Raw genomic sequence first — 13,045 nt, 5'->3', positions numbered from 1 at the left:
ATGTCGTCGCTTTGCGCCCGGCTGTCCATCTATTCGTCGGCGTTGGTGACCTCGACCGAATGGAGGATCCGCCCGCCCGCCATGAACACCGCGACGGGGCAGCAGGCGAACAACAGCTTGCCGCCGATACCGGGATAGAGCTGGAGATAATGCATGCCGCGCTCGACCGCGCCGAGGCCCAGGCCATAGATGATGAGGAACGCCTCGAACTTGGTCTTAATCGTGAAAAGGCGGGCGACACGGGTGAACATGCCCGACACGTAGCAAGTCACGGGCCAGCCCCGGTTTTCAGCCGTTTTCGCGCGCAACTCGATAGTTAACTGTCAATTAATTCGACAAGATCCAACGCCTCCAGCAGCGCGCGCCGTGCCGCCACCGCCGCCGGCCAGTCACCCAGCGTCGCATGCTCCTCCGGCCCCACCCGTTCCGGCCAGTGCGTCGCCACCACGGCGGCGATCCGGTCCAGCTTCGCCTCGTCGACCAGGAAGCGCGGATCGACCGTCGCCGGGTCGCACACGACGCGCAACCGCAGGCACGCCGGCCCGCCGCCGTTCGCCATCGATTCGCGCACGTCGACGGGGACGAGGTGACGGATCGGCCCGTTTCCCGCGACCAGCGTTTCAAGCCAGTCCCACACGCGGCCGTTCGCCTTGGCCTCGCTCGGCAGGATCAGCGCCATGGCTCGCCCGAGCTCCGCCGAGGGGCCGCCTTCGGGCAGCGTCACCAGCTGCGCGTTGAACAAATAGCTTTCGATCGCGTCCGCCAGCGAGACGGCGCTCGCCGGCACCTCGACGATCTCGACCTCGGGCAGCCGCGCCCGCAGGTCAGCGTAGAACCGCTCCTTGTCCGCGAAGGCGTGTTCATGCGCGAACAGCACATGCTCGTTGGCGACCGCGACGACGTCGTTGTGGAACGCGCCGGCGGCGATCGCCTCGGGCGATTGCTGGACCAGCACCGGGGTGACGCCATGCCGCCGCGCCACCGCCGCGCTCGCCTCCGGGTGCTGGCGCGCGGGGAAAGGACCGCCCGCCTCGCCATAGACGAATATCTCGACGCCCGGCTCGCCATGCGACCGGCACAGCCGCATATGGTTCGCCGCGCCCTCGTCGCCGAACGGCGCGGGCACCGGCCCGTGCACCGCGAACGCCGGGTCGGCAAAGGCCAGGCGCAGCTGGCGAAACGTCTCGGGCCACTCATGGCTGCGATGCGGCATCGTGACGAGGTTCGCGACCGTCAGGTGACAGCGCCCGTCCGCCGTGTCGGGCGCGGGCGACACCGTCGCCGCATTCGCCGCCCACATCGCCGAGGCCGACGCCGCCGCCGCCCACAACCGTCCGGCGCGGCTCGGATCGGTCTCGAGCGCCACCAGCCACTCGCGGTCGGGGCGCGGGTGCGGCAACAGGATGCCCTGCGTCAGCCCCAGCCGGACATTGACCCGCATCTTGGCGATGCCCTGCAACGCCGCCGCCCGCGGATGCGAGGCCGCGCCCGCACTGGCGGTGGCGGCGAGATTGCCCAGGCTCAGCCCCGCATAATTGTGCGTCGGGCCGATGATCCCGTCGAAATTGATCTCGACCGGGGTGACGCTCACAACCGTGCCACGGTTCTGACCTCGTCGCCGATCCCGATTCCCAGCGCCTCCACACACGCCGCCGACAGCGCCACGCCTCCTTCCGCCTCGGCGACCCCGCCGAACGCGCACCGAAAGTCGCCGAGCCGCCCCGTCGCCACCAGCGACTCGACGCCGCCCTCCGAAACGGCGGCAACACGGCCCACCCGCGACTCCGCCACCGACCGCACCCGATCGGTCCGCGCGGTCATCGTCGGCCCGCCGTCGAAGATGTCGACATAGCGCTCATAGGCGAAGCCCTCGTTCTCCAGCATCCGCATCGCCGCGCGACCCGACGGATGCGGCAGGCCGATCGAGGCACGCGCGGTCTCGGTCAGCATCGCGGTATAGATCGGGTGTTTGGGCATCAGGTCGGCGATGAACTGGTGCCCGTGGACCGCGTTGAACTGATCCGCATCCTGAAAATTCATGCCGAAGAACCGCCCGGCCAGCCCGTCCCAGAAGGGCGACCCGCCCGCCTCGTCGATAATCCCGCGCAGCTCCGCCAGGATGCGGTCGGCGAAGCGCGCGCGGTGCGCGGCGATGAACAGATAGCGCGCACGGGCGAGCAGCAACCCCAGCCCGCCGGCGCGCTCGCCGGGGTGAAGGAACAGCCCGCCGACCTCGCACGACCCCTCCAGATCGGTGGTCAGCGTCAGCATCTCGGCGCGGAACGTCCGGTCCAGCTTGCCGCTGTGCTGCGTCAGCATCCCCAGCCGATAGGAATAGAAGGGGTGCCGCCGCCCGACCTGCGTGAAGAGCTGGCAGGTGCCGCGCACCTCGCCGGTGGCGGTGTTCTCCAGCACCAGCATGAACAGCTCGTCCTCCAGCGTTGCCGCGTCACGCGCGAACGCGGCATGAGCGCGCTCCAGCTTGGCGGTCAGCGCGCTGCGGTCGGGCGGCAGGTTGGTGAACCCGCCGCCGGTCAGCTTGGCCATCTCGTACAGCGGCTGCAGATCGCGGTCGGTCGCCGCACGCACGACGAAGGTCACAGATGTTCCTCGAATGCCGCAAGCACGTCGCGATACAGCTGGACCTTGAACGGCACGATCAGCGTCGGCAGGTCGGCCGGCGCCACCCAGCGCCAGGCGCGGAACTCCGGCTCGGCCGTGGCGATGTTCACGTCGCTGTCACGGCCGGTGAAGCGGAACAGGAACCAGCGCTGCCGCTGTCCGCGCCACTTGCCCTTCCACACCTTGCCGATCAGCTCGGGCGGCAGGTCGTAGAACAGCTCGTCGGGCGCCTCGGCGATCAGCTCGATATGCTCGGGGGCGATGCCGGTCTCTTCGCCGACCTCGCGTCGCGCCGCCGCCCGCGCGTCCTCGCCCGGATCGATCCCGCCCTGCGGCATCTGCCAGGCCTCCAACACGGTATCGATCCGCTGGCCGACGAAGACGCGGCCGTCGCCGTTCACGATCATCGCGCCCGCACAGGGGCGATAGGGCAGGGTGGTGGGGTCGGTCACTCGCCCGCCGCCTGCCGCATCACGCGCGCGCCCTCGGCCTCGACCACCGCCGCCTTCACCGCCGACAGATAGGCCGCGACGTCACCCGCCGCCGACGGGATCGCCTGACGCAGCGTGATGAAGCCGTGGACGGTGCCCGCCGCCTCACGGAACACCACCGGCACGCCCGCCTGCACAAGTGCTGCGGCATAGGCGCGGCCCTGATCGCGGATCGGATCGAGCCCGGCGGTGACGATCACCGCCGGCGGCATGCCCGTCAGGTCCGCCTTGAGCGGCGAGGTCCGCTGATGCTGCAGGTCGGCGGCATAGCAATCCGCGAACCAGTCCATCGACTCGCGCGTCAGCAGATGCCCGTCGGCGAACTGCGTAAAGGACGGATAGTCGCCGCCCAGATCGGTCGCCGGATACATCGGCGCCTGCACCAGCACCGGCACCGCCGCCGGCGCCGCCTTCAGCTCGAGCGCAACGACGACCGCCAGGTTGCCGCCCGCGCTGTCGCCCATCACCACCAGCCCGGTCACGCGCCGATCCAGCTCGGCCGGGCTATCCGCCACCCAGCGCGCCGCTGCCTCCGCATCGTCGGGTGCGGCGGGCCACGCCGCCTCGGGCGCCAGGCGATAGTCGACCGCGATCACCGGCACGTCCAGCACCCGCGCTGCCTCCGCGGTGAAGCTGGCATGCGTGTCGAGGTCGCCGATCACGAAGCCGCCGCCATGGAAGAACACCACAGCCGGCCCCGGCTCGCGCCGCTCGCGCGCGTCGAACAGCCGCGCCGGGATCGGCCCCGCCGGACCGGGGATCGTCAGGTCCCTGACCACCGCCAGCTCGCCGATCGGCAGGTCCGCGACATCCTTCATCGCCCGGTACATCTGCCGCGCGCCGACCGCGCCCAGCTCGTGCATCTTGGGGCCGGGGAGGGTGTTCAGATAGTCGAGGAACTGCCGCACGTCCGGGCGGACGAACGGCGTGGCGGCAGGCGTCGGATCGGTCATGCGTTCCTCTCGTGGCGCCCGAGCGCCTCGGCGCCTACCTACCGGAACGTGATCCCGGTCGTCCACCATCCCGACTATGTCGCCCCCGCGCCGGGGCGGTCGACCTATCAGTGGAACAAGAACGGCCTGATCCGCGACCTGCTGCTCGCCAAGGGCGACCGCATCGCCTGGCACACGCCCGAGCCGATGCCGCGCGCGTGGCTGGAGGCCGTCCACGACCCCGATTACGTGGCCGAGGTGCTCGCCGCGCAGGTGACGCGCGCCAAGGAGCGCCGCATCGGCTTTCCGGTCACGCCGGAGGTCGCCCGCCGCGCCGCCGTCGTGCCCGGCGGGACGTGGCTCGCCGCGCGGCTCGCGCTCCGGCACGGCTTCGCGGCCAACACGGCGGGCGGCTCTCACCACGCGCTCCACGACACGGGTGCGGGTTTCTGCGTCTTCAACGACCTCGCGATCGCCGCCCATCGCCTGATCGCGGAAGGCGTCGTCGAGCGGCTGCTGATCGTCGATTGCGACGTCCATCAGGGCGATGGCACCGCCGCGCTGCTCGCCGGCCGGCCGGAGGTCGCGACCTATTCGATACACGCCGAGAAGAACTTCCCGGTCCGCAAGGCGCGCTCGACGCTCGACGTGCCGCTGCCCGACCGTGTCGGCGACGATGACTATGCCGCCACGCTGGAACGCACCCTCGTGCCGTTGCTGGATGATTTCCGCCCCCGGCTCGTCCTCTACCAGGCCGGCGTCGATCCCTTCGCCGACGACCGGCTCGGCCGCCTGGCGCTCACCCGCGACGGTCTGGTCCGCCGCGACCGCCTCGTCGCGCGGCTGCTGCGCGAGCGCGGCATCCCCTTCGCCAGCACCGTCGGCGGCGGCTATGGCGACGACGCGCTGGAGATCGCGATGCGCCACGTTACCGCGATCCTGACGTTGGGGGAGGGGTAAAGCCTTTCTTCTTGGCCCCGCGCCCTCGCCGGGCCTACATGGCGGCAAGCAAGAGGAAAGAAGCATGGCGAGCGCCATCCACGACGTCACCCCGGCCGAAGCCGCCGCCCACCCCGCGCCCGAATCCGTCGTCGTCCGCTTCGCCGGCGATTCCGGTGACGGCATGCAGCTGACGGGCGGCCAGTTCACGCTGTCGACCGCGCTCGCGGGCAACGACCTCGCGACCTTCCCGGATTTCCCCGCCGAGATCCGCGCGCCGCTCGGCACGCTGTTCGGCGTCTCCGCGTTCCAGATCAACTTCGGCTCGACCGATATCGAGACCGCGGGCGACGAGCTGGACGTGCTGGTCGCGATGAACCCCGCCGCGCTCAAGACCAATGTCGACGCGCTGCGCCCCGGCGGGCTCATCATCGCCGATCAGGGCGAGTTCACCGACCGCAATCTGGCCAAGGCGAAATACGACGCCAATCCGCTGACCGACGACAGCTTGTCGAAGTGGCAGCTGCTGGCGTTCGACATCTCGCAGCTGACGCTCGACGCGGTGAAGCCGTTCGGGATGGGCAACAAGGACGCGCTGCGCTGTAAGAATATGTGGACGCTCGGCTTGTCGCTATGGATGTTCGACCGCGACCGCGCCCCGATCGTCGACTGGCTGAAGACCAAGTTCGCCAAGGCGCCCGTGCTTGCCGAGGCCAACATCGCCGCGCTCAACGCCGGCCATGCCTATGGCGAGACGGCGGAGATCAGCGGCCCGCTACGCCAGCACCAGATCGGTGTCGCGCCGGCCGAAGCGGGCCTGTGGCGCACCGTTACAGGCGCCGATTCGATCAGCCTCGGTCTCGTCGCGGGCGCGCAGCTCGCCGGGCTGCCGATGTTCTTCGGCGGCTATCCGATCACGCCCGCATCGGCGATCCTGCACTCGCTGTCGCGGCTGAAGGAGTTCGGCGTCACCACGTTCCAGGCCGAGGACGAGATCGCCGCGATCGCATCGGCGATCGGCGCGTCCTATGCGGGCCAGCTCGGCGTCACCTCGTCGTCCGGTCCCGGTATCGCGCTGAAGGGCGAGGCGATGGGGCTGGCGATCATGACCGAGCTGCCGCTGGTGATCGTCAACTCTCAGCGTGGCGGGCCGTCGACCGGGCTGCCGACCAAGACCGAACAGTCCGACCTCTATCAGGCGGTCTACGGCCGCAACGGCGATGCGCCGATGCCGGTGATCGCCGCACGCTCCGCCGCAGACTGCTTCGACGTCGCGATCGAGGCGGTCCGGATCGCGACGCAGTACATGACGCCGGTGATGATCCTGACCGACGGCTATATCGCCAATGCCGCCGAGCCGTGGAAAGTGCCCGATTGGAGCAGCTACGAGCCGTTCCCGATGACGTTCGCCGAAGCAGGCGAGGGCAGTTTCCACCCCTATTCGCGCGACGAGAAGCTCGCACGCCCCTGGGCGAAGCCCGGCACGCCCGGCCTGCTCCACCGTATCGGCGGGATCGAGAAGAAGCAGGGCACCGGCAACATCGACTACAGCCCGGCGAACCATCAGGAGATGACCGACACCCGCCGCGCGAAGATCGACGGTGTCGTCGTGCCGGACCAGGCGGTGGAACTGGGTGAGACCTCGGGCAAGCTCGTCGTCGTCGGTTGGGGCAGCACCTTCGGGCCGATTCACCAGGCGGTCCGCCGGGCGCGTCGCCGCGGTCGGGACGTCGCCCATCTCCACATCCGCCATATCTGGCCGATGCCGAGGAATCTTGGCGCACTGTTAAAGAGTTACGACCAGATCCTCGTGCCGGAGATGAACACCGGCCAGCTCAAGACCGTGCTTCGCGACCAGTTCCTCGTCGACGCGAAACCGCTCAACAAGGTCTCCGGCCAACCCTTCCGCATCGCCGAAATCGAGGCCGCAATCGACGCGGCGCTCGGCGGCCATGCGGGCGGCGAGGTGCGGGCCGACCCGACCGGTCTGCCCAACCCGGTCGCCGGATATGACGACGGCTCGCTTGCCGACCACCTCTCGCCACAATCGGCGTAAGGACCACACCATGAACGACATGACCCCCTTCCTGACCAAGCCCAAGGATTGGGAGACAGATCAGGAGGTCCGCTGGTGCCCCGGCTGCGGCGACTATGCGATCCTGAAGGCGGTGCAGCGGACCATGCCCGACATCGGCGCGCGGCCGGAAAACACCGTCTTCGTCAGTGGGATAGGCTGCTCTTCTCGCTTCCCCTATTATATGGAAACCTACGGCTTCCACACCATCCATGGCCGCGCGCCGGCGGTGGCGACGGGGGTGAAGCTCGCCAATCCGGAGCTCGACGTGTGGATCATCACCGGCGACGGCGACGCGTTGTCGATCGGCGGCAACCACACGATGCACCTGCTGAGGCGTAACCTGAACTGTCAGTTCCTGCTGTTCAACAACGAGATCTACGGCCTGACCAAGGGTCAGTATTCGCCGACCAGCCGCGTCGGCACGCGCTCGCCCTCGACCCCGCTCGGTTCGGTCGATCGCCCCGCCAACCCCTGCGCTTTTGCCCTGGGTGCGGGCGCGCGGTTCGTCGCGCGGGGGATCGACGTCAGCAAGAATCTGGTCGGCGTGCTCAAGGCCGCCTACGCGCACCAGGGGGCGGCGTTCGTCGAGATCTTCCAGAACTGTATCGTCTATAACGACGACGTGTTCGCGCCGTTTACCGATCGTAAGCACGGCGCGGACCAGAACCAGCTCTGGGTCGAGCATGGCAAGCCGCTGACCTTCGCCGGCGGCACCAAGGGGCTGGCGCTCGACACCGCGACGTTACAGCTCAAGGTCGTCGCCGCCGACGATCCCGCCGTCGCCGTCCACGACCGGACCAATCGCGGTCTCGCGCACATGCTGGTCGAGATGCCGTTCGGCGCGTTCCCGATGGCGTTGGGTGTGCTGTACGATGATCCTGCCCCTACCTTCGATCATGCCGTCGTCGAACAGAATGCCGCCGCGGCCGCGGGCAAGACGCCCGACTTCCAGAAGCTGCTCTCGCGCGGCCAGACCTGGCAGGTCGACAAGCAACCACATCTGGTGTGAAACCCCGTCACCCCGGCTCGGGGCCGGGGTGGCGTAAGCTGTCCTACAAGCCCTTGCCTATGCCATAGGCGCCGCCGTGACCGACCACGCCGCCTTCACCCCCGCCCGCCCATCCGCCGAGCCCAGACGGGCTGCGGCCCTGACGCAGCACCAGAATCGTGAGGTGCCGGCGCGCTGCCGCCTCCTTGCCCCTGTCTTCCACCGTCTGCTCGATCGCATCGACCGCGGGCTGTTGACCGGCGAGATCGACGCGACGCTCCCCGACGGCACCCGTCGCCGCCTCGGCGGCCGCGCACCCGGCCCGATGCCGATCGTCACGATCCATCGCTGGCGGGCGCTGACCCGCCTCGTCACCGCCGGCTCGATCGGCTGGTATCGCGGCTGGCGCGACGGCGACTGGTCCAGCCCCGATCCGGTGCCGTTGTTCGACCTGTTCATGCGAAATCGCGTCGCCCTCGGCCGCACCGCGCGCTCCGGCGGCGTCAGCCGGATCGCGTCACGCGGCTGGCACTGGCTCCGCCGTAACACGCCTGCGCGCGCGCGTGAGAATATCGAGGCGCATTACGACTTGGGCAACGACTTCTACCGCGAATGGCTCGACGGAAGTCTGACCTATTCCAGTGGGTTGTTCGTCGATTCTACCGAACCGCTTGAAGCGGCGCAGGATCGCAAACTACGGGCGATCCTTGCCCGCACCGCCACGAATCCCGGTGACACGGTGCTGGAGATCGGTTGCGGCTGGGGATCGTTCGCCGCCGTGGCGTCGGCGGCCGGCGTCCGCGTTCGGGGCCTGACGCTGTCGACCGAGCAGCAGGCGCATGTCGAGCGCCTCGGCCTGCCCGCGACGTCGGTCGCCTTGCAGGACTACCGCGACGAGCGCGGCACCTACGATGCGGTCGCGTCGATCGAAATGGTGGAGGCGGTCGGTCGGGAATATTGGCCCGCCTATCTCGACACGATCGCCCGCGTGCTGAAGCCGGGCGGCCGCGCGGCGATCCAGTTCATCTCGATCGCCGACGACGTGTTCGACCGCTATGCCGACAGCGTCGACTTCATCCAGCGCTACATCTTCCCCGGCGGCATGCTGCTCTCCGCCAGCCGCTTTCGCGCATTGGCGGAGGCGCGTGGCCTTGCCTGGAGCGATGAGTTCCGCTTCGGCCTCGACTACGCCGAGACGCTTCACCGCTGGCGGGAGGCGTTCGATCGGGCCGCCTTGGATGGCCGGCTCCCGACGAGACTGGACAGCCAATTCGTGGACTTGTGGCGCTATTATTTGATGTATTGCGAAGGCGGATTTCGCGGCGGGGGCATCGACGTCCACCAGGTCACGCTGGTCCAACGGGCCGGCGTCTAGGTGTTACCTTTGCTCACCTTTGGCTCGGTTCGACCCGTTCGCGGTGCCCGTCCTCGAACCCGGCGACCGCCAGCTCCGCTACCCGTTCGCCGACGACCGACGGCTCCTTGACGCTCGCCGGATCTTCGCCCGGATAGGCCCGCGCGCGCATCACTGTCCGCGTCGCGCCCGGATCGATGATCGCCGTCCGCACCCGGCTGATCGCCGCCATCTCGTCGCCATAGGCACCCAGTAGCGTGTCGAACGCGGCCTTGGAGGCGCCGTACAACCCCCAATAAGCGCGCGGCTTGCGCCCGACCGAGGAGGTCAGCCCGATCACCTTGCCCGCGGCCGACCGCCGCAGCATCGGGTCGAACGCCGCGATCAGCGCCGCCGGCGCGCTGACGTTGAGCGTCAGCACCCGTGCCATCTCCGCCGGGTCGATCGCCGGCACCGCGCCCAGCGTGCCCAGCGTCCCGGCGTTGAGCACCAGCACGTCGAGCGCGGCCCATCGTCCTTCGATCGCCGTCGCCAGCTTGGCGATCGCATCCGCCTGCGTCAGGTCCAACGGCGCGATCGTCGCCGCCCCGCCGGCATCGAAGATGCGCTGTTCGACGCCCTCCAGATCCTTCGCCGTGCGCGCGACCAGCACCACGTGCGCGCCGCGCGCCGCCATCGATTCGGCGATCGCCGCGCCGATGCCACGGCTGGCACCCGTCACCAGCGCGAGCCGGCCGTCGAGAGGCTTATCGGTCATGTCGGTCCTTGAAATCCGGTCAGTTGACCCGCTCGGCGAGCAGCGCGAACTGATCGACATCCGCCGCCTCGTCCTGATCGGTCAGCGTCGTGGGATAGTCGCCGGTGAAGCAGGCGTCGCAATGCTTCGGCCGGATCTTCCGTCGCTCGCCTTCGCCCAGCGCCTTGTACAGCCCGTCGATCGACACGAACGCCAGGCTGTCGGCATGGATGAAGTCGGTCATTCCGCCGACGTCGTGCTTGGCGGCGAGCAGCTTCGCGCGCTCGGGCGTATCGACGCCGTAGAAGCAGCTGTGTCGCGTCGGCGGCGAGGCGATCCGCATGTGGACCTCGCTCGCACCGGCATCGCGCATCATCTGCACGATCTTGAGACTGGTCGTCCCCCGCACGATCGAATCGTCGATCAGCACGACGCGCTTGCCCTTGATGAGCGCGCGGTTGGCGTTGTGCTTGAGCTTGACGCCCAGGTGCCGCACCCCGTCGCCCGGCTGGATGAACGTCCGCCCGACATAATGCGAACGGATGATCCCCAGCTCGAAGGGGATGCCCGATGCCTGGGCATAGCCGATCGCCGCCGGCACGCCTGAGTCGGGCACCGGGATGACCAGATCGGCCTCGACCGGCGCCTCGACCGCCAGCTCCGCGCCGATCCGCTTGCGGACGTCGTAGATAGAGCGGTCGTCGACGATCGAATCGGGTCGCGAGAAATAGACCCATTCGAAGATGCAGGCGCGCGGGCTCATCGGCGCGAAGGGGCGGATCGAGCGGACCTCCTCGCCCTGTACGATGACCAGCTCGCCCGGCTGCACCGCGCGTTCGAAGGTCGCGCCGACCACGTCGAGCGCCACCGTCTCGCTGGCGAAGATCACCGCGCCGTTCAGCCGGCCCATCACCAGCGGCCGGATGCCGAGCGGATCGCGACACGCGATCATGCCCTCCGGCGTCATCACGATCAGCGAATAGGCGCCCTCGACCTGCTTCAGCGCGTCGATGAAACGGTCGAGCAGGGTCCGATAGCTCGACGTCGCGACCAGGTGGATGATCGTCTCGGTGTCCGACGTCGACTGGAAGATCGACCCGCGCCGAATCAGCTCCTTGCGGAGGCGCTGGGCATTGGAGATGTTGCCGTTGTGCGCGATCGCAAAGCCGCCCGAGACCAGCTCGGCATAGAGCGGCTGGACGTTGCGGAGTACGGCCTCGCCCGTCGTCGAGTAGCGGACATGCCCCATCGCGACATCGCCGGGCAACGCGCGGATGACGTCGTCCCGATCGAAATTGCCCGCGACATGCCCCATCGCGCGATGCGTATGGAACGAGCGCTCGTCGAACGAGGTGATCCCCGCCGCCTCCTGCCCGCGATGCTGGAGCGCGTGCAGCCCGAGCGCGACGAGCGCCGCGGCCGAGTCGCTGCCGGATACACCGAAGATCCCGCACTCCTCCCGGAGCTTGTCCCCGTTTACGTCGAGGCCGTCGAAAGGGTCGGTGGTCAGCATGGGCGTGGGGCTCGCGTCGTGCGCCGTCCCTATAGGTCGGGTGTTCCGGGTTGTCGCCTGTTTGTCATGTCCGTCGCCGCTGCCTAGATCGTCGCCATGCCCGATCCCCGCGAAACCTCTGCCCGTCTCGATCCGAAATGGGATGCTGCGGGGCTCGTCACGGCCGTCGCAACCGACCGGGCGGGGGCGCTGCTGATGGTCGCGCACATGGATCGCGAGGCGCTGACGGCGACGCAGGCGAGCGGCGAGGCCCACTTCTGGTCGCGGTCGCGGCAGCGGCTCTGGAAGAAGGGGGAGACCTCCGGCAACGTCCTGCGTGTCGTCGAGATGCGGATCGATTGCGATCAGGATGCGCTGTGGCTGATCTGCGATCCCGCCGGGCCGGCGTGCCACACCGGTGCGCCGTCCTGCTTCTATCGCCGGGTCGATGGCGAGCGCCTGGTCCCGGTGGCGTGAGGTGGCCGGCGGTCATGCTGCTGCTCGCCGCCTGCTCGCGCGAGCAACCCACGCCAACGCAGACGCCGGGTTCCCGGCTGGAAGCGGCCGCAGTCACGCAGGGGCTGGTGTCGGACCCGAATGGGGGGACACCGGTCGGTAGCTGGGCCAACGACTCGGATCGGCTCTGCGTCGCTCCTGCCGCGCAGGAGCTGCGGCTGGGTGCCAGCGTCGATTATGGCGAGGGTCAGGGCTGCGTCGCGTCCGGGACGGCCGAGCGTCGCGGCGACCGGTTGCGGGTCAGTTTCGGCGCGTGCCGGTTCGAGGCGGCGTATGACGGCGACCGCATCACCTTTCCTGCCGAACTGCCCTCCGCCTGCGAGCGCTTCTGCACCGGCCGTGCCTCGTTGAGCGCCCTGACCGTCGCGCGGCTCAGCGAGTCGGCATCGGAAGCGGCGGCGCTGAGGACAGCAGGCGGCCGGCCCCTCTGCGGCGGTTGACGTAAACGTAAAGCGCCCCTAGCCGCCGACCGATGCTCGCGCATATCGCCATGGCCGTCGTGCCCCCGCGCTCCGATCGGGAGAGCTTCTCGATCGCCGATCTGTCCGTGGAGTTCGACATCACGGCGCGGGCGCTGCGCTTCTACGAGGACGAGGGGCTGATCGCGCCCGAGCGGCGGGGCACGCAGCGCATCTATTCGCATCGCGATCGCGCCCGGCTCGCCTGGATCCTGCGCGGCAAGCGCGTCGGGTTCAGCCTGTCGGCGATCCGGGAGATGATCGACCTCTACGATGTCGGCGACGGCCGGCGGCACCAGCGCGCTGTCGCGATCGACCGTTGCCGCGAGCGGATCGCACTGTTGGAGGCGCAGAAGCACGACATCGACGCCGCCGTCGCCGAACTGAACGACTTCGTGGCGGTGCTCGAAGCCGGCCGCGCTCAGGACCTAGGATAAGCC

Annotated in this window: 14 protein-coding genes; 7 read left to right on the top strand and 7 right to left on the bottom strand. The window is 69.1% G+C overall.

From position 1 onward, the window contains the following. Positions 1-29: 29 nt before the first annotated feature. From ACOFKS_RS05950 to ACOFKS_RS05930, 5 genes are all read right to left on the bottom strand, one after another. Positions 30-251, bottom strand: coding sequence for a hypothetical protein (locus tag ACOFKS_RS05950; protein WP_419808324.1), 222 nt, complete (start codon positions 249-251; stop codon positions 30-32). 65 nt (positions 252-316) lie between these two features. After that, a complete protein-coding gene (locus tag ACOFKS_RS05945) occupies positions 317-1,591 on the bottom strand; it encodes an N-succinylarginine dihydrolase (RefSeq protein ID WP_419808323.1) in 1,275 nt (424 codons plus the stop codon). Then, the gene (locus tag ACOFKS_RS05940) at positions 1,588-2,601 is read right to left on the bottom strand and encodes an arginine N-succinyltransferase (RefSeq protein WP_419808322.1); all 1,014 of its coding nucleotides are present in this window, start codon (positions 2,599-2,601) and stop codon (positions 1,588-1,590) included. The genes ACOFKS_RS05945 and ACOFKS_RS05940 overlap by 4 nt, the downstream gene beginning before the upstream one ends. Then, positions 2,598-3,074: an RNA pyrophosphohydrolase gene (locus ACOFKS_RS05935; RefSeq protein ID WP_419808321.1), complete on the bottom strand. Its 477-nt coding sequence runs from the start codon at positions 3,072-3,074 to the stop codon at positions 2,598-2,600. The genes ACOFKS_RS05940 and ACOFKS_RS05935 overlap by 4 nt, the downstream gene beginning before the upstream one ends. Next, the gene (locus tag ACOFKS_RS05930) at positions 3,071-4,066 is read right to left on the bottom strand and encodes an alpha/beta hydrolase (protein ID WP_419808320.1); all 996 of its coding nucleotides are present in this window, start codon (positions 4,064-4,066) and stop codon (positions 3,071-3,073) included. The genes ACOFKS_RS05935 and ACOFKS_RS05930 overlap by 4 nt, the downstream gene beginning before the upstream one ends. Positions 4,067-4,114: 48 nt before the next feature. Between ACOFKS_RS05930 and ACOFKS_RS05925 the strand changes: the two genes are divergently transcribed. The 4 genes from ACOFKS_RS05925 (at position 4,115) to ACOFKS_RS05910 (ending at position 9,424) form a co-directional block, all read left to right on the top strand. After that, positions 4,115-5,005, top strand: coding sequence for a histone deacetylase (locus tag ACOFKS_RS05925; protein WP_419808319.1), 891 nt, complete (start codon positions 4,115-4,117; stop codon positions 5,003-5,005). 64 nt (positions 5,006-5,069) lie between these two features. Next, positions 5,070-7,040: a 2-oxoacid:acceptor oxidoreductase subunit alpha gene (locus ACOFKS_RS05920; RefSeq protein WP_419808318.1), complete on the top strand. Its 1,971-nt coding sequence runs from the start codon at positions 5,070-5,072 to the stop codon at positions 7,038-7,040. Positions 7,041-7,050: 10 nt separating this feature from the next. After that, positions 7,051-8,070, top strand: coding sequence for a 2-oxoacid:ferredoxin oxidoreductase subunit beta (locus ACOFKS_RS05915; protein ID WP_419808317.1), 1,020 nt, complete (start codon positions 7,051-7,053; stop codon positions 8,068-8,070). Positions 8,071-8,209: 139 nt separating this feature from the next. Then, complete coding sequence (locus tag ACOFKS_RS05910) at positions 8,210-9,424, top strand: class I SAM-dependent methyltransferase (RefSeq protein WP_419808715.1); 1,215 nt, start codon at positions 8,210-8,212, stop codon at positions 9,422-9,424. Between the two features lie 13 nt (positions 9,425-9,437). Here the strand turns inward: ACOFKS_RS05910 and ACOFKS_RS05905 are convergent, their stop codons facing one another. Both ACOFKS_RS05905 and purF read right to left on the bottom strand, forming a co-directional pair. Continuing rightward, positions 9,438-10,160, bottom strand: a complete 723-nt coding sequence (locus ACOFKS_RS05905; RefSeq protein ID WP_419808316.1) for an SDR family NAD(P)-dependent oxidoreductase — start codon at positions 10,158-10,160, stop codon at positions 9,438-9,440. A 19-nt stretch (positions 10,161-10,179) separates the two neighbouring features. Continuing rightward, positions 10,180-11,652, bottom strand: a complete 1,473-nt coding sequence (gene purF / locus ACOFKS_RS05900) for an amidophosphoribosyltransferase (RefSeq protein ID WP_419808315.1) — start codon at positions 11,650-11,652, stop codon at positions 10,180-10,182. Positions 11,653-11,748: 96 nt separating this feature from the next. Between purF and hisI the strand changes: the two genes are divergently transcribed. Genes hisI through ACOFKS_RS05885 form a run of 3 tightly spaced genes read left to right on the top strand, consistent with a single transcriptional unit; the run spans position 11,749 to position 13,042 of the window. Then, positions 11,749-12,108: a phosphoribosyl-AMP cyclohydrolase gene (gene hisI / locus ACOFKS_RS05895; protein WP_419808314.1), complete on the top strand. Its 360-nt coding sequence runs from the start codon at positions 11,749-11,751 to the stop codon at positions 12,106-12,108. Next, entirely contained in the window at positions 12,105-12,587 is a 483-nt protein-coding gene (locus tag ACOFKS_RS05890) for a hypothetical protein (protein ID WP_419808313.1), read from the top strand. The genes hisI and ACOFKS_RS05890 overlap by 4 nt, the downstream gene beginning before the upstream one ends. A gap of 32 nt (positions 12,588-12,619) precedes the next feature. Next, positions 12,620-13,042, top strand: coding sequence for a MerR family transcriptional regulator (locus tag ACOFKS_RS05885; protein WP_419808312.1), 423 nt, complete (start codon positions 12,620-12,622; stop codon positions 13,040-13,042). Positions 13,043-13,045 lie beyond the last annotated feature (3 nt).

Origin of the sequence: Sphingomonas sp., assembly GCF_965200135.1 — a bacterium.
GTDB lineage: Bacteria > Pseudomonadota > Alphaproteobacteria > Sphingomonadales > Sphingomonadaceae > Sphingomonas.
Note: the sequence above shows the minus strand (reverse complement) of the source record. Positions and strands in the feature narration are given on the sequence as shown.

Coding starts and splice junctions, on each gene's coding strand:
- ACOFKS_RS05950 (WP_419808324.1), bottom strand. CDS start 251: ATGTTCACCCGTGTCGCCCGCCTTTTCACGATTAAGACCAAGTTCGAG.
- ACOFKS_RS05930 (WP_419808320.1), bottom strand. CDS start 4,066: ATGACCGATCCGACGCCTGCCGCCACGCCGTTCGTCCGCCCGGACGTG.
- ACOFKS_RS05920 (WP_419808318.1), top strand. CDS start 5,070: ATGGCGAGCGCCATCCACGACGTCACCCCGGCCGAAGCCGCCGCCCAC.
- ACOFKS_RS05915 (WP_419808317.1), top strand. CDS start 7,051: ATGAACGACATGACCCCCTTCCTGACCAAGCCCAAGGATTGGGAGACA.
- ACOFKS_RS05905 (WP_419808316.1), bottom strand. CDS start 10,160: ATGACCGATAAGCCTCTCGACGGCCGGCTCGCGCTGGTGACGGGTGCC.
- purF (WP_419808315.1), bottom strand. CDS start 11,652: ATGCTGACCACCGACCCTTTCGACGGCCTCGACGTAAACGGGGACAAG.
- hisI (WP_419808314.1), top strand. CDS start 11,749: ATGCCCGATCCCCGCGAAACCTCTGCCCGTCTCGATCCGAAATGGGAT.
- ACOFKS_RS05885 (WP_419808312.1), top strand. CDS start 12,620: ATGCTCGCGCATATCGCCATGGCCGTCGTGCCCCCGCGCTCCGATCGG.